Source organism: Achromobacter sp. ESBL13, from assembly GCF_036668755.1.
In the GTDB taxonomy this organism is placed as follows: domain Bacteria; phylum Pseudomonadota; class Gammaproteobacteria; order Burkholderiales; family Burkholderiaceae_B; genus Achromobacter.
This window is the reverse complement of the sequence record NZ_JAZEVT010000002.1, coordinates 118,011-132,561: the sequence shown is the minus strand read 5'-3', so window position 1 is coordinate 132,561 and position 14,551 is coordinate 118,011. Positions and strand designations below refer to the sequence as shown.

Annotated in this window: 14 protein-coding genes; 8 read left to right on the top strand and 6 right to left on the bottom strand. The window is 63.1% G+C overall.

Annotated elements, in window-relative coordinates; translation table 11 throughout:
• The first annotated feature begins 2 nt into the window (after positions 1-2).
• From V6F88_RS09345 to iolB, 6 genes are read left to right on the top strand one after another with little or no spacing between them, the layout of a single operon-like run.
• Complete coding sequence (locus V6F88_RS09345) at positions 3-1,139, top strand: ABC transporter permease (protein ID WP_332609090.1); 1,137 nt, start codon at positions 3-5, stop codon at positions 1,137-1,139.
• Between the two features lie 10 nt (positions 1,140-1,149).
• The gene (locus V6F88_RS09340) at positions 1,150-1,935 is read left to right on the top strand and encodes an ATP-binding cassette domain-containing protein (RefSeq protein WP_332609088.1); all 786 of its coding nucleotides are present in this window, start codon (positions 1,150-1,152) and stop codon (positions 1,933-1,935) included.
• Between the two features lie 7 nt (positions 1,936-1,942).
• Entirely contained in the window at positions 1,943-3,940 is a 1,998-nt protein-coding gene (locus V6F88_RS09335; RefSeq protein ID WP_332609087.1) for a bifunctional 5-dehydro-2-deoxygluconokinase/5-dehydro-2-deoxyphosphogluconate aldolase, read from the top strand.
• Positions 3,937-5,799: a 3D-(3,5/4)-trihydroxycyclohexane-1,2-dione acylhydrolase (decyclizing) gene (gene iolD / locus V6F88_RS09330; RefSeq protein ID WP_332609085.1), complete on the top strand. Its 1,863-nt coding sequence runs from the start codon at positions 3,937-3,939 to the stop codon at positions 5,797-5,799. The genes V6F88_RS09335 and iolD overlap by 4 nt, the downstream gene beginning before the upstream one ends.
• Positions 5,800-5,812: 13 nt before the next feature.
• Positions 5,813-6,751 carry a myo-inosose-2 dehydratase gene (iolE, locus tag V6F88_RS09325; RefSeq protein ID WP_332609084.1) on the top strand — a complete coding sequence of 313 codons (939 nt, stop codon included), beginning with the start codon at positions 5,813-5,815 and terminating at the stop codon, positions 6,749-6,751.
• Positions 6,748-7,539 (top strand): 5-deoxy-glucuronate isomerase, encoded by a 792-nt coding sequence (gene iolB, locus V6F88_RS09320; protein WP_332609082.1) that lies wholly within the window; start codon positions 6,748-6,750, stop codon positions 7,537-7,539. The genes iolE and iolB overlap by 4 nt, the downstream gene beginning before the upstream one ends.
• A gap of 143 nt (positions 7,540-7,682) precedes the next feature.
• On the opposite strand, the gene V6F88_RS09315 is transcribed toward iolB, so the two are convergent.
• The 5 genes from V6F88_RS09315 to petA form a co-directional block, all read right to left on the bottom strand.
• Positions 7,683-8,138 (bottom strand): ClpXP protease specificity-enhancing factor, encoded by a 456-nt coding sequence (locus tag V6F88_RS09315; protein ID WP_319308883.1) that lies wholly within the window; start codon positions 8,136-8,138, stop codon positions 7,683-7,685.
• Positions 8,139-8,151: 13 nt separating this feature from the next.
• A complete protein-coding gene (locus tag V6F88_RS09310) occupies positions 8,152-8,763 on the bottom strand; it encodes a glutathione S-transferase N-terminal domain-containing protein (RefSeq protein ID WP_006216817.1) in 612 nt (203 codons plus the stop codon).
• A 154-nt stretch (positions 8,764-8,917) separates the two neighbouring features.
• Positions 8,918-9,778, bottom strand: a complete 861-nt coding sequence (locus V6F88_RS09305) for a cytochrome c1 (RefSeq protein WP_332609081.1) — start codon at positions 9,776-9,778, stop codon at positions 8,918-8,920.
• Between the two features lie 23 nt (positions 9,779-9,801).
• The gene (locus V6F88_RS09300; RefSeq protein ID WP_332609080.1) at positions 9,802-11,190 is read right to left on the bottom strand and encodes a cytochrome b; all 1,389 of its coding nucleotides are present in this window, start codon (positions 11,188-11,190) and stop codon (positions 9,802-9,804) included.
• Positions 11,191-11,263: 73 nt separating this feature from the next.
• The gene (gene petA, locus V6F88_RS09295) at positions 11,264-11,905 is read right to left on the bottom strand and encodes a ubiquinol-cytochrome c reductase iron-sulfur subunit (protein WP_332609078.1); all 642 of its coding nucleotides are present in this window, start codon (positions 11,903-11,905) and stop codon (positions 11,264-11,266) included.
• Between the two features lie 140 nt (positions 11,906-12,045).
• On the opposite strand from petA, the gene mscL reads away from it, so the two are divergent.
• Positions 12,046-12,492 carry a large conductance mechanosensitive channel protein MscL gene (gene mscL / locus V6F88_RS09290; RefSeq protein WP_332609076.1) on the top strand — a complete coding sequence of 149 codons (447 nt, stop codon included), beginning with the start codon at positions 12,046-12,048 and terminating at the stop codon, positions 12,490-12,492.
• A gap of 95 nt (positions 12,493-12,587) precedes the next feature.
• Here mscL and V6F88_RS09285 read toward each other — a convergent pair whose 3' ends face one another.
• Positions 12,588-13,364 carry a Nif3-like dinuclear metal center hexameric protein gene (locus V6F88_RS09285; protein WP_332609074.1) on the bottom strand — a complete coding sequence of 259 codons (777 nt, stop codon included), beginning with the start codon at positions 13,362-13,364 and terminating at the stop codon, positions 12,588-12,590.
• A gap of 19 nt (positions 13,365-13,383) precedes the next feature.
• Between V6F88_RS09285 and V6F88_RS09280 the strand changes: the two genes are divergently transcribed.
• Entirely contained in the window at positions 13,384-14,544 is a 1,161-nt protein-coding gene (locus tag V6F88_RS09280) for a trypsin-like peptidase domain-containing protein (protein WP_332609072.1), read from the top strand.
• Positions 14,545-14,551: the final 7 nt, after the last annotated feature.

Genomic DNA, 14,551 nt, shown 5'->3' with positions numbered 1-14,551 from the left:
ACATGACAGAAAGCTCGGCAGCGATGGCGTCACCGGCCGACGAACGCGTGCAATCCCTGGCCTGGCCGCAGCGGCTACTGGGCCGCCCGGAAGCGGCGTCGGTGTCCGGGACGGTGGCGGTCTTTCTCATCTTCGGTCTGGTGGCCGGCAACTCCGGCATGTTCAGCGCCGAAGGCATTGTCAACTGGGCGACGGTGGCGGCCTTCATCGGCATCCTGGCCACAGGCGCTGCCTTGCTGATGATTGGCGGCGAATTTGACCTGTCCATCGGATCGATGATCGGCTTCGCGGGCATGGGGCTGGCCATCCCGGTGCTGTACTGGGGGTGGCCTCCTTGGCTGGCGTGTCTGTTCCTGTTCGGCCTTTGCATGGCCATTGGTGCGCTCAACGGGTTTCTGGTCATCCGCACGGGTCTGCCGTCTTTCATCGTCACGCTGGCGTTCTATTACATCCTGCGCGGGTTGACGCTGGCGTTGTCCACCCTGTTCACCGGCAAGACCATCATCAGCGCCAATGGGCCCTTGATCCTGCGTGACTTGCTGGAAGCGGACTGGCTCATGCAGACGCTGTTCCAGGGCTATTTGCTGACAGGCCTGTTCGACGGCCTGGCGACAGTAGGGTGGATCGATGCGCGCGAAGGAGGCGGTGCGCTGGCCATCGGTCTGCCCAAGGTCGTCGCATGGTGGCTTGGCGTGGCGGCAGTCGGCGCGTTTGTGCTGGCCCGCACCCGATTTGGCAACGCGGTGCTGGCCGCCGGCGGGCACGCCACGGCGGCCAAGAACATGGGCATCCCCGTTGCGCGGGTCAAGCTCATCCTGTTCATGATCATGGCGTTCTGCTCGGCCTTGTTCGCTGTCCTGCAAGTCATGGACGCCGGCTCGGCGGCGGCCGACCGCGGCCTGCAAAAAGAGTTCGAAGCCATTATTGCGGCCGTCATCGGCGGCTGCTTGTTGACGGGCGGCTTTGGCTCGGTCATCGGGGCGGCGTTTGGCGCGGTGATATTCGGCGTCGTACAGATCGGCATTGGCTACACCAGCATCGACAACAACTGGTATCGCGTCTTCCTGGGCATCATGCTGCTGCTTGCGGTGGTGTTCAACAGCCTTGTGCGCCGCCGTGTCGCCGTGGCCGCGCGGTAAAGGAACCGCCATGAGCGAATACATCATTGAACTGGAAAGCATACGCAAGACGTTTGGCTCGGTGATTGCACTGAACGGCGTGACTTTTCAACTGCGTGCCGGTGAAGTGCATTGCCTGCTCGGCGACAACGGCGCCGGCAAGTCGACGCTGATCAAGACGCTGGCGGGCGTACACCCGCCGGATGAAGGACGCTACCTGCTGGATGGCAAACCCGCCCGCTTCACCTCGCCGCGCGATGCACTGAACGCCGGTATCGCCACGGTCTACCAAGACTTGGCGCTTGTGCCATTGATGAGCATCGCCCGGAATTTCTTCATGGGTCGCGAGCCCACGCGCCGTTGGTTGGGCCTGCTGCCGGTAATGGATCATCGCGGCGCGGCGAACACGGCGCGCGAGAAGCTGAGTGAAATGGGGATACGGGTGCGCGACCCGCATCAGGCCGTGGGCACGCTGTCGGGGGGTGAAAAGCAATGCCTGGCGATTGCGCGCGCCATGCACTTTGGCGCCCGGGTCCTGATTCTGGATGAGCCCACCGCGGCGCTCGGCGTCAAGCAATCAGCCAATGTGCTCAAGCTGATAGCCACGGCGCGCGAACGCGGCATCGCGGTCATTTTCATCACGCACAACGTCAATCATGCCTACCCCGTCGCCGACCGGTTCACGCTGTTGAATCGCGGCCGTTCGTTGGGTTCATACCGAAAAGACGCCATCTCCAAGGAAGAGGTTCTGGACATGATGGCGGGTGGGGCCGAGATGAAGGCCCTGATGCGTGATCTTGAAGGCGTGATCGTCTGAGGGTGCCATGAACCAACTATTCTTTCCCGAAGGACGCCGCTTTGACCTGGCTTGCCTGGGCCGTCTGGCGGTGGATTTGTATGCGCAGCAGATCGGATGCGCGTTGGAAGAGGTCTCGAGCTTTGCGAAATACCTGGGTGGCTCGTCTGCCAACATCGCCTCGGGCGCGGCGCGCCTGGGGCTGAGGTCCGCGATGATTTCCCGCGTGGGCGACGAACAGATGGGCCGCTTCCTGCTTGCGCAATTGGAAGGCGAAGGATGCGATGTCAGCCAGGTGCGCAAGGATCCGCAACGGCTGACGGGACTGGCGATGCTTGGCATCAAGGATCGCGATACGTTTCCGCTGCTGTTCTATCGCGAAAACTGCGCCGATATGGCGCTTGACTCGGACGACATCGACCCAGGATTCATTGCGCAATGCCGCGCGTTGCTGACCACGGGCACGCACCTGAGCACAGCAGGGGTGCGCCAGGCGTCCGTGCGCGCGTTGCAACTGGCGGCTCGGCATCGCGTGACACGCATCCTGGATATCGACTTTCGCCCGGTGCTATGGGGCTTGGCCGCCCGGGGCGATGGAGAACGCCGCTACGTGCCGGACGCTGACGTCAGCGTTCAGTTGCAGGCAATGCTGGCGCATTTCGATTTGATCATTGGTACCGAAGAGGAATTCCTGATCGCCGGCGGCGCGCCGGGAGACCTGATGGCCTCGTTGCGGACGGTGCGCGCACATTCGGCGGCCGTGCTTGTGGTCAAGCGGGGGCCTTATGGCTGCGCCATCGTGGTGGGCGACGTACCCGAGCATCTCGACGCCGCCCTAGTGGCCGAGGGTGAAAACGTGCAGGTTCTGAATGTGCTGGGGGCAGGCGACGCCTTCGCCGCCGGCCTGATGGCGGGCTTGCTGCAAGGCCGGGGCTGGCAGGAGTCGGCGCGCATGGCGAACGCTTGCGGGGCCATCGTGGTGTCGCGGCACGGCTGCGCGCCGGCGATGCCGACGCAAGCAGAACTGGACTACTGGCTGTCGGGCAATAAGTCTCGACGCCCGGACACGGACGCCACGCTGTCGCATCTGCATCGCGTGACCACGCCGCGTCCGGATTGGCACGAACTCTACGTGCTGGCGTTTGATCATCGGTCGCAATTCTACGAGCTGGCCGCTCACCACGGGCGTACCCATGAAGACGTTGCTGCGCTCAAGCGTTTGATCGTGCGCGCGGTCGATGTGGTGGCCGAGGCCCCCGCCGTGCAAGGCCGCATTGGGGTACTGATCGACGACGTCTACGGCGACCAAAGCCTGCACGACTCCACCGGCCGAGGCTGGTGGGTGGGCAGGCCCATCGAACTGCCGGGCTCGCGCCCGCTGCGTTTTGATGGCGGCCGATCGCTGGCATCGCGCCTGCGGCAATGGCCTCGCGAACACGTGGTGAAGTGTCTGGTGCATTACCACCCCGATGACGATGCGCTGTTGCGCGTCGAGCAAGAAAACCAATTGCGGCACGTCTGGGAAGCCACGCGCCATAGCGGCCACGAACTACTGCTGGAGATCATTCCCCCCGACGAAATGCTCATGGGCGAACCGGCGGATGACGCCGTGCTGCGCGCGGTGCGGCGCTTGTACAACCTGGATATCCGCCCGGAATGGTGGAAGCTCGGCATGATGGAACCCGAGTCCTGGGAGGCGCTGGACCAGTTGGTGACGCAACGCGATCCGCATTGTCGGGGCGCCGTCATCCTGGGCATGAACCTGCCGGTGCCGGCCTTGCTGCACGGTTTCTCAGCGGCACGGGCACAAGTGGTAAAGGGCTTCATGATCGGCCGCAGCGTCTGGTACGAGCCTGCCGCAGCGTGGCTGCGCGACGAGATTGACGACACTGAATTGGTCGAGCGCGTGGCCGCGGGCTTTCGCGCGTTGATCGCCGGGTGGCAACAAAGCCGTGCCGCCGTCGGCAGGGCGGTGGACGTGGGCGACGATCCCGCCTCGACGCCAGCCGAGAGGGCGGCGTCATGAGCGCCCGGCAAACCGTGCGCCTGACGATGGCGCAAGCACTGACACGCTATCTGGCCGCATTGCGCGTCCAAGAGCCGGATGGCTCGCTGACCCCGTATGTAGGGGGCGTATGGGCCATCTTCGGTCATGGCAATGTGGCGGGCATGGGCCAGGCATTGGCGGATACGCGCGATGCGTTGCCTGTCATGCGGGCTCACAACGAGCAGGCGATGGCGCATGCGGCCATCGCCTATGCCAAGGCGCATATGCGCCGACGCATCATGGTCGCCACCACGTCTATCGGCCCGGGCGCCACCAACATGGTGACTGCCGCGGCGCTTGCGCATGTCAATCGCCTACCGGTCTTGTTGCTGCCCGGCGATACCTTTGCCTCGCGCGCGCCCGATCCCGTCCTTCAGCAGATCGAGTCGTTTGATAGCGGCGATACAACGGCCAATGACGTGTTCCGTCCCGTGTCGCGCTACTTCGATCGGCTGGTCAGGCCCGAGCAGATCCTGACCGCTTTGCCGCGCGCCATCCAGGTCATGACGGATCCCGCCCAATGTGGACCCGCCACGCTGGCTCTGCCGCAGGATGTACAGACGCAGGCGTTCGATTGTCCGACTTCATTCCTGCAACCCGCACCCTTGCACTTCCTGCGTCCGCCCCCGGACGCGGGCGCGCTTCAACGCGCGGCGCAGGCCGTTCGCGGCGCCCGCCGTCCGCTGTTGGTGGTGGGGGGCGGTGCGCTCTATGCGCGGGCATCGCAGACGCTGGCCGCGTTTGCCACGACCTGTGGCGTACCCGTGGCAGAGACGCAAGCCGGCAAGGGCACGCTGGCATGGGACCATTCCTTGAACCTGGGCGCCATCGGCGTTACCGGGTCCCCCGCGGCGAACGCCGTTGCCGAACGCGCGGACCTGATCATCGCGGTGGGCACGCGCCTGCAGGACTTCACAACCGGCTCGAACGCGCTTTTCGGTGATACGCCATTGCTGTCCATCAACGTGCAGGCGCTGGATGCCGGCAAGCGGCGTGGCCAGGCTCTGGTGGCGGACGCTGCGCTGGCCCTGGCCCAATTGGGCCAGGCGTTGACGGGCTGGCGCGCCGATACCGACTGGACTGCTGATGCCCGACGGCTTGCTGCGCAATGGCGTGATCGGGTCCTGGCATTGACGACGGCGGTGCCTGAGGGCTTGCCCTATGAGGCCGACGTGATCGGTGCGGTGCAGTCCTCCGATGCGACATCGGCAAGCGATGACATTGTCGTGAGCGCCGCCGGCACGCTTCCCGCCGAGCTGCACAAGCTGTGGCGCAGCAGCCAACCCGGCGGCTATCACGTGGAATACGGCTATTCCTGCATGGGATACGAAATTGCCGGAGGCCTTGGCGTCAAGCTGGCCCGGCCTGGCAAGGAAGTCATCGTGCTGGTGGGCGACGGATCCTACTTGATGATGAATTCCGAAATCGCCACAGCGGCCATGTTGGGGATCAAGCTGATCATCGTGGTACTGGATAACCGGGGCTTTGGATGCATCAACCGCCTGCAGCGCGCCTGCGGCGGCGAAAACTACAACAACTTGTTGGATGACTGTGTCTTGCCCGCGGGCGTCGCGCCACGCATCGACTTCGCAGCGCACGCCCGCAGCCTGGGCGCACATGCCATGCACGTGCACGACGTGGCCGAACTCACGCAATGCTTGCGCGAGGCGCGCGCCAGTCCACACAGCACGGTATTGGTCATTGACACGTCGGCCTCGCGCACCACATCGGACGGCGGTTGCTGGTGGGAGGTGGCAGTGCCCGAAGTCTGCGACCGTGTTCAATCAAGGGCGGCCCACGCGGCTTACGTGGCCGATAAACGCCGACAGGAAATTTGAAGGAGCTGGCAACGTGAATGCAGAGACCACCTGGAACGTGCGCATTGGCGTCAATCCCATATCGTGGAGCAATGACGACCTGCCTTCCTTGGGCGGTGACACGCCGCTTTCCACCGCGTTATCTGAAGGCGCCAGAATCGGTTACGCGGGCTTCGAGCTGGGCAACAAATTTCCGCGGTCGCCACAGCACCTGAAAGCCGTGTTGGCCCGGCATGGCGTGGTGTGCGTGTCTGGCTGGCATTCCGGCAGACTGGCGCATCAGGGGCTGGACGCCGAAATCCGCGCCGGCGCGGTGCATATGGAAAAGCTGCGGGCGCAGGGTTGCAACGTGGTGGTCTATGGCGAGGTCGCCGATTCGATCCAGGGAAACCGCGGCACGCCGTTGGCCCAGCGGCCACGCTGGCGTTGCGACGCTTCATGGAACGACTATGGCAAGCGCTTGAACGCCTATGGCGCGCACCTGAAAGCGAACTACGGTCTGACCCTGGCGTATCACCATCACATGGGCGCCTATGTTGAAACAGCCGATGACGTCGATCGATTGATGGCGGTCACGGACGAGAACGTCGGTCTGTTGTTCGACACAGGACATTGCTATTTGGCGGGAGCCATCGCCGGCGAGGACATCGATGTGGTGGCTCGGTTGGCGCGGCATGCGGATCGAGTCGTGCATGTGCATTGCAAGGATGTGCGGCCCGGCATCGCAAGAGCGGCGCGCAACGAGGGCTGGTCATTCCTGGATGCGGTGATGAACGGCGTGTTCACCGTGCCCGGAGACGGGTGCATCGACTTTGGCGCGGTATTGGCGACGTTGCGCAATGCGGGGTACGAAGGCTGGCTTGTCGTTGAGGCCGAGCAGGACCCCGCCGTTGCGCCTCCCTACCAATATGCAAAGCTGGGCTATCAAACCCTGTCCGCCGTTGTGCGCGACCTTCAAGGAAATCAAGGATGAGCTTATTGATCAAGGCCAACGCGGAGGGCCGGCAAATCGTGGAAGTCACGCCGGCCAGCGCGGGGTGGAAGCATGTGGGGTTTCGCGCCGTGCGCATGCTGCCGGGCGAGGAAGAGCTGTTCAGTACGGACGCGCGCGAATGCTGCATCGTGGTGTTGGCGGGCGAAGTGGACGTAAGCGTTGGCGCGCATTGCTATCGGGCACTGGGCAGCCGCGCGTCCGTGTTCGAGCCCGTGTCGCCATATGCCGTGTACGTGCCGCCGGGCAGGGGCGTGTCGATACGCGCCGTTGCCAATGCCGAACTGGGAATTTGCTTTGCCCCGGCGCTCGGGCGTCACCCTCCGCGCGTGATCGAGCCGATGGCGATGCAACGCAGGGTGCGTGGGCAAGGCAGCAATGCGCGGCACGTGTGCGACATCCTGCCTGAAGCCGATGTGGCCGAACGCCTGCTGGTGGTTGAAGTGGTCACGCCGGCCGGGCATGCTTCAAGCTATCCGCCGCACAAGCACGACACGGCAGGCGTGGGCGAAACGCAATTGGAAGAGACGTACTACCACCGCCTGAATCCGCCGCAAGGGTTCGCGTTCCAGCGCGTGTACACAGATGATCGCAGCCTGGACGAGGCGATGGCGGTCGAAGACCATGATGTCGTGCAGGTGCCGCGCGGCTACCATCCTTGCGTCGCGCCCCATGGCTACGATCTTTACTACCTGAACACAATGGCGGGTCCGCGTCGAGAGTGGGCGTTTCGCAATGACCCCAGGCACGAGTGGCTCCTACAGACGTAAACCGGATCCGCTTGGTTGAATGGCGCCCGTGGCCGGACGCAGCTCTACGCACCCCTTCCGCCGTTGCGTGGGATGCCTTGAATCGTGGATGTATCGGAAAGCAAAGACGGCGTGCCAGGCACGCCGTCTTTGGGTAGCGGATGCTATTTGACGATGGTCAGGCGCGGACGCTTGGGTTCGTCGTCGTTGCCGCCGTCGTCGCCGGTCGGGGCGTCGGATTGGGCATCGGAGCCTTCGGGGGCGGCGGGTTCCGCCGCGCCCTGGGCGCCGGCCTCCGGCGGTTCATAGGGCTGAACTTCAAAGCCCATGCCCGCGCCGGTTTCGCGTGCGTAGATGGCGCTGACGGCGCCAACGGGAACGTAGACGTTTTCGGTCACGCCGCTGAAGCGGGCTTGGAATTCAATGAATTCGTTGCCCAGCACCAGACGGTTGGTGGCCAGCGTGCCGACATTCAGTGTGATCTGACCGTCACGCACATGCGCGACGGGCACCATGGTGTGCTCATCGACCTGTACGGTGATGTACGGCGTGTAGCCGTTGTCGGTGCACCACTCGTGCAGTGCGCGGATCAGATACGGTTTGGTCGAAGTTTCACCCATCACACAACCAGCCTTAACGACGCATCACTTTTTCCGAAGGCGTCAGCGCTTCGATGTAGGCCGGGCGCGAGAAGATGCGTTCGGCGTACTTTTGCAGCGGAGCAGCGTTCTTGGGCAGTTCAATGCCGTAATGGTCCAGGCGCCACAGCAGCGGAGCCACGGCCACGTCCAGCATCGAGAATTCCTCGCCCAGCATGTACTTGTTCTTCAGCAGCATCGGGGCCAGTTGGGCCAGACGGTCGCGAATGTTCTGGCGCGCGTTGGCCAGCTTCTTCTCGTCGGGCTTGGCGCTGCGGTCTTCCAGCGTCGAGACGTGAACAAACAGTTCTTTCTCGAAGTTGTACAGGAACAGGCGGGTGCGGGCGCGCATGACGGGGTCGGCCGGCATCAGTTGCGGATGCGGGAAGCGCTCGTCGATGTACTCGTTGATGATGTTGGACTCGTACAGAACCAGGTCGCGTTCGACCAGGATGGGCACTTGACCGTACGGGTTCATCACCGCGATGTCTTCGGGCTTGTTGTACAGGTCGATGTCACGGATCTCGAAGTCCATACCTTTTTCGAACAACACGAAGCGGCAGCGTTGCGAAAACGGACACGTGGTTCCGGAATAGAGCACCATCATGGTGAAAGTCCTTTATGAAAAACGAAAGGCCAGCGCCTAAATCTAGCAGGCGCTGGCCCCAATTGCCAGACGGGATAGGCGTACGGCCCTATCCTCCGTTGCCGTCCCTTATTAAGAATAGGTAGCGGCTTGCATGCCTGGCGGGGCGTTGCGGTTAGCGCACGTGTTTCCAGTACGAGGCGTTCAAGCGCCACGTAACCAGGAAGAACAACAGCAGGAACAACATGACGCCAACGCCGAGACGGACGCGGAAAGTCTGGACGGGCTCTGCCATCCAGGACATGAACGCGGTCAGGTCTGCGACGTCGTTGTCGTATGTTGCGACTTGGGCCGGGTTGGCGGCCTTAAATTTGGCATCAAAGGTGGCATGGCCCCGGTAATCAGCTACCGGTTCGGCCTTGACCGTGGAAAAACCTTGAGCATCGTACACCGTCGTGACGCGTTCCCAGGTTTTGGGTGCGCCTTCCTTGGCATCCTTCACTTCCACTTCGTGCATGGCCGTGGTGGTCAGCTCGCGCGGGCCCTGGCGTTCCCAGAGCGCGTGGGGCATGCCCACGGCCGGGAAAACCAGGTTGTTCCAGCCCGTCGCGCGCGACGAGTCACGGTAGAAGGTGCGCAGGTAGGTGTAGATGTAGTCGGCGCCGGACGGGCCGGCGTTGACCGATTTGGCACGGGCGATGACGGACAAGTCCGGGGGCGTCGTGCCAAACCATTTCTTGGCGTCCTTGGGTGACATGGCAACCGTCATCATGTCGCCCACCTTTTCGCCGGTGAACAGCAGGCTTTCCTTGATTTGCTGGTCGGTCAGCCCGATGTCCTTGAGCTTGTTGTAGCGCATCGAGGACGCGCTATGACAGTTCAAGCAGTAGTTGACGAACAACTTGGCGCCGTTTTGCAGCGACGACATGTCGTTGACGCGGTACGGCGCCTTGTCCAGCGGGAAACCGCCTTCGGCGGCAAATGCGGTGGTACACGTGAGCATCAAGGCCACGGCACCAATCAGCTTCTTGATCATGGTTAATCCGTTATCTGGTGGGCTCAGTGGGCGTGGAACGTAACGCGATCGGGCACTTGCTTGAAGGTGCCAAGGCGGCTCCAGACCGGCATCAGGAAGAAAAATGCCAGGTACAGCAGCGTGCCGATTTGCGACGTGATGTTCAACGGCGGACTGGGCGGCTGCGTACCGATGTAGCCAAGCACCAGGAAGTTGACCATGAAGATGCCGTAGATCCACTTGTGCCACGTGGGGCGGTAGCGGATCGACTTGACCGGGGAATGGTCCAGCCAGGGCAGGAAGAACAGGATGACGACGGTGCCACCCATGGCGACCACGCCCCAGAACTTGGCGTCGATCACGCGCAGCAGCACGGCCACGGCGATCAGGATGCCCGGGACCACAAAGCGCAGGATGCCGCGCATATTGCTCTTGATCAGCAATACCAGCGCACCCAGCACCGATGCACCCGCCAGCACCCACGTGAATTCGTCGGTGGTGGCACGCAGCATCGAGTAGAACGGCGTGAAGTACCAGACCGGCGCGATGTGCGGAGGCGTCTTCAGCGAGTCAGCAGGAATGAAGTTGTTGAACTCGAGGAAGTACCCGCCCATTTCCGGCGCGAAGAACACGATGAACGCGAACACGAGCAAGAAGCCCGCCACGCCCATCAGGTCATGCACCGAATAGAACGGGTGGAACGGAATGCCATCCTTGGGCCGGCCGTACTTGTCCTTCGGGCCCTGCTTGATCTCGATGCCGTCCGGGTTGTTCGAACCGACTTCGTGCAGCGCAACCAGGTGGGCCGCGACCAGGCCGACCAGCACCAGCGGAATCGCGATGACGTGGAAGGCGAAGAAGCGGTTCAAGGTGGCGTCCGACACGACGTAGTCGCCGCGGATCCAGATCGACAGCTCGGGGCCGATGAACGGAATGGCGGCGAACAGGTTCACGATCACCTGGGCACCCCAGTACGACATCTGGCCCCAGGGCAGCAGGTAGCCGAAGAAGGCTTCCGCCATCAGACAGAGGAAAATCGCCACGCCGAAGATCCACACCAGTTCGCGCGGCTTGCGGTACGAACCGTAAAGCAGCCCGCGCAACATGTGCAGGTAGACGACGACGAAGAACATCGATGCGCCGGTTGAATGCATGTAGCGCACGAGCCAGCCCCAAGGGACCTCGCGCATGATGTATTCAACGGATTGGAACGCGCGTTCGGCGTCCGGCTTGTAATGCATGACCAGGAAAATGCCGGTCACGATCTGCAGCACCAGGACCAATAAGGCCAGAGAGCCAAAGAAATACCAAAAGTTGAAATTCTTTGGTGCGTAGTACTCGGACAGATGGGCTTTCCAGGTGGATGTCACCGGAAAACGCCGGTCCAGCCACCCCAACAGGCCTGTTGTCTCGACGGTTTTCTCGCCAGCCATGTAACGGCTCCTTCTCTAATACGTGGCGTATTTGTTTTACTTACGTAATCGGGAAAAAAGCGCGACGCGAGCGTCAGGCCTTGTTGTCTTCATCGACGCCCACAATGATGCGGGTGTCGCTCAGATACTGGTAGGGCGGTACTTCGAGATTATCGGGAGCAGGCTTGTTCTTGTAGACCCGGCCAGCCAGGTCGAACGTGGAGCCGTGGCAGGGGCAGAGGAAACCGCCTTGCCAGTTGGCGCCCATGCCGCCACCGCCGCCCGTTTCGAAGTGCGAGGTGGGCGAGCAGCCCAAGTGGGTACAGATGCCGACGCAAACGAAGATCTCGGGCTTGCGCGAACGAGCCTCGTTTTCGGCGTATTTGGGAGTGAAGCCAGGCCGCTTGGAGTCGGGATCGGCCAGTAAAGGGTCTAGCGTCTTGAGGGCGGCGAGCTGTTCGGGAGAACGGTGAATGATCCACACCGGCTTCCCACGCCATTCCACGGTTTTCATGGTGCCGACGGGTATGTCGCCGATATCCACTTCAACGGGGGCCCCGGCCGCGCGGGCCTTTTCAGAGGGAGAAAACGTGCTCACAAGCGGCACTGCCGTTGCGACACCTGCTACGCCACCCACAGCACAGGCGGTGGTAACCCAGAAACGTCGCGAAGGATCAGGTGGCAGGTTGGGATCAACCGCACCGTCATCATCGTGTACCAGCGTATCCTGACTCATCTTCCTATCCTTGTTGATGCGCCCGCTCTACGAGTAGCATCACTTCTGCGGCATCGGGTTCGCGGGAATATGTAACAACATAGCAACCGCGTATTATAGCGCCAGCCCACTCAAGGGCGTATCACGAAGGGAGTGCTTTTATGAGCAAAAAGACTGGTTTCGTCAAAGAATTCCGAGATTTCGCTGTAAAAGGCAACGCAGTTGACCTAGCTGTTGGTGTGATCATCGGTGCGGCGTTCGGCAGGATCGTCGATTCGTTGGTTAAAGACATCATCATGCCGCTGGTCAATTTCATCCTGGGTGGCTCCGTTGATTTCTCGAACAAATTCCTGGTGCTGTCGATGCCTGCCGGCTACAACGGCCCGATGACGTATGCCGACCTCACCAAGGCGGGCGCCAATGTGTTCGCATGGGGTAATTTCGTCACCATCATCATCAACTTCGTGTTGTTGGCGTTTGTGATTTTCTGGATGGTCAAAGCCATCTACAAGGCCCGCACCAAGGCCGAGGAAGCACCGGCCGCGCCGGCCGCAACGCCCGAAGACGTGGCGCTGCTTCGCGAAATTCGCGACCTGCTCAAGAAATAAGACACCGCACCAGCCCGTGTGGCCCATGCGCCACGGGCTTGCTGCCCGCTGGGTAATGTCCGCGGCGGGCGTCACCGCTTTATGCCGGTTTAGCTTTATGCCGGGTTATCAAGGTCGATGAATTCGACCTTGATGCCGAAGTGCTCGGCCACCGCCTGGCCCAGCGCCTGTGCGCCGTATCGTTCGGTGGCATGGTGGCCCGCGGCAATGAAGCCCACGCCGGTCTCGCGCGCCAGATGCACGGTGGATTCGGACACTTCGCCGGTGATGTAGGCGCTGGCGCCGGCATCCACGGCGTCGGCCAGCATGCCTTGCGCGCCGCCCGTGCACCAAGCCACGGTGGACAAGGGCTGGTCAGGGTTGCCCACAACCAGCGGTTGCCTGCCCAGGCGTTCAGCCACGCGTTCGCCCAACTGCCCCAGCGTTTGCACGCCGGCGGCCTCGCCCAGCCACACCAGATTGTCTTGCCCGCAGGTGCGCGGGGAACCGTCGTCGCGGCGCGCGGGCGCAAGGCCCAGCACGCGGGCCAGCTGCGCGTTGTTGCCCAGCGTGGGGTGCGCGTCCAGCGGCAAATGATAGGCGTACAGGTTCAGGTCGTTCTTCAGTGCCAGCGCCATGCGCGTGCGGCGCGTGCCGATGATGCGACGGTCTTCGTTGCGCCACATCCAGCCGTGATGCACGAGCACCGCGTCGGCGCCCCGCTCAACGGCCGCGCGCAGTAACGCTTCGCTGGCGGTGACACCGGTGATAATGTGTCCGACTTCGGATCGGCCCTCCACTTGCAAGCCGTTCGGACAGTAGTCCTTGAAGCGCGCGGCTTGCAGGGTGTCGTCCAGCCAGCTGGCCAGCACGTGGGAGTCCACTTTTTTCATTGCTTGTCCTATCAGAATCATGCGCCGATATTGGCTGATATTTGCTCAGGCCGTCACGGTCTGCCTGGCTATTCTATTCGTGGTCACGACCTTGCGACCCGACCTGCTGCGCCTTGCCGGCCCAGGCGCGGCGGCGCCTGCCGCCGCGACGGCCGCCCGGCCCCCGGCCGGCACCGGGATGGGCCCCGTGTCTTACGCCGATGGCGTGGCCCGCGCGGCGCCGTCCGTGGTGAACGTGTACACCACCAAGCACGTCAATGTGCCGTTGGTGCCGCTGCCCGATGACCCGGTGCTGCGCCAGCTGTTCGGGCAGGTGCCCGGCATGAGCCGGCGGCAGGCCACGACCAGTTTGGGGTCGGGAGTTATCGTCAGCCAGGACGGCCATGTGCTGACCAACTACCACGTCGTGCAGGCGGCCGACGCCATCGAGGTGGCGCTGGCGGACGGCCGGCGCGACACGGCAAAAGTGGTGGGCGCGGATCCGGACACGGACCTGGCGGTACTGAAGCTGAGCTCGTTGCGCACCTTGCCGGTGGCCACGCTTGCGGCCGACCGGGGCTTGCGCGTGGGCGACGTGGTGCTGGCGATAGGCAACCCGTTTGGCGTGGGCCAGACCACCACGCAAGGCATTGTGTCGGCGTTGGGGCGCAACGGGCTTGGGCTGAACACCTACGAGAACTTCATCCAGACCGATGCCGCCATCAACCCCGGCAATTCGGGCGGTGCGCTGGTTGACGCGCAAGGCAATCTGGTGGGGATCAACACGGCGATCTATTCGGAATCAGGCGGGTCGATGGGCATCGGCTTTGCCACGCCGGTGGAGATTGCGCGCAAGGTCATGGACGACATCGTCAAGACGGGTTCGGTCAAGCGCGGCTGGTTGGGCGTGGAGCCGCAGGACGTGACGCCCGAGCTGGCGCGCGCGTTTGAGCTCAAGGGCGAGACGCGGGGCGTGATCATTGCCGGCGTGATGCGCGATGGCCCCGCCGCGCGCGGCGGCCTGCGCGTTGGCGATATCGTGCAATCGGTCAATGGCAAGCGCATGGCCGATACGTCGCAGCTGTTGCCCGAGATAGCGCAGCTGCCGCCCGGCCAGCGCGCCACGCTGGGCATCTTGCGCGCGGGCAAGCCTGCCGAAGTGGCGGTGGTGGTGGGCACGCGCCCGGGCAAGCCGCGCTAGCCATGGC

What these genes read in the sequence shown, in the direction of transcription:
- V6F88_RS09345 (WP_332609090.1), top strand. Translation starts at nt 3, where the DNA reads ATGACAGAAAGCTCGGCAGCGATGGCGTCACCGGCCGACGAACGCGTG.
- V6F88_RS09340 (WP_332609088.1), top strand. Translation starts at nt 1,150, where the DNA reads ATGAGCGAATACATCATTGAACTGGAAAGCATACGCAAGACGTTTGGC.
- V6F88_RS09335 (WP_332609087.1), top strand. Translation starts at nt 1,943, where the DNA reads ATGAACCAACTATTCTTTCCCGAAGGACGCCGCTTTGACCTGGCTTGC.
- iolD (WP_332609085.1), top strand. Translation starts at nt 3,937, where the DNA reads ATGAGCGCCCGGCAAACCGTGCGCCTGACGATGGCGCAAGCACTGACA.
- iolB (WP_332609082.1), top strand. Translation starts at nt 6,748, where the DNA reads ATGAGCTTATTGATCAAGGCCAACGCGGAGGGCCGGCAAATCGTGGAA.
- V6F88_RS09315 (WP_319308883.1), bottom strand. Translation starts at nt 8,138, where the DNA reads ATGGGTGAAACTTCGACCAAACCGTATCTGATCCGCGCACTGCACGAG.
- V6F88_RS09310 (WP_006216817.1), bottom strand. Translation starts at nt 8,763, where the DNA reads ATGATGGTGCTCTATTCCGGAACCACGTGTCCGTTTTCGCAACGCTGC.
- V6F88_RS09305 (WP_332609081.1), bottom strand. Translation starts at nt 9,778, where the DNA reads ATGATCAAGAAGCTGATTGGTGCCGTGGCCTTGATGCTCACGTGTACC.
- V6F88_RS09300 (WP_332609080.1), bottom strand. Translation starts at nt 11,190, where the DNA reads ATGGCTGGCGAGAAAACCGTCGAGACAACAGGCCTGTTGGGGTGGCTG.
- petA (WP_332609078.1), bottom strand. Translation starts at nt 11,905, where the DNA reads ATGAGTCAGGATACGCTGGTACACGATGATGACGGTGCGGTTGATCCC.
- mscL (WP_332609076.1), top strand. Translation starts at nt 12,046, where the DNA reads ATGAGCAAAAAGACTGGTTTCGTCAAAGAATTCCGAGATTTCGCTGTA.
- V6F88_RS09285 (WP_332609074.1), bottom strand. Translation starts at nt 13,364, where the DNA reads ATGAAAAAAGTGGACTCCCACGTGCTGGCCAGCTGGCTGGACGACACC.
- V6F88_RS09280 (WP_332609072.1), top strand. Translation starts at nt 13,384, where the DNA reads ATGCGCCGATATTGGCTGATATTTGCTCAGGCCGTCACGGTCTGCCTG.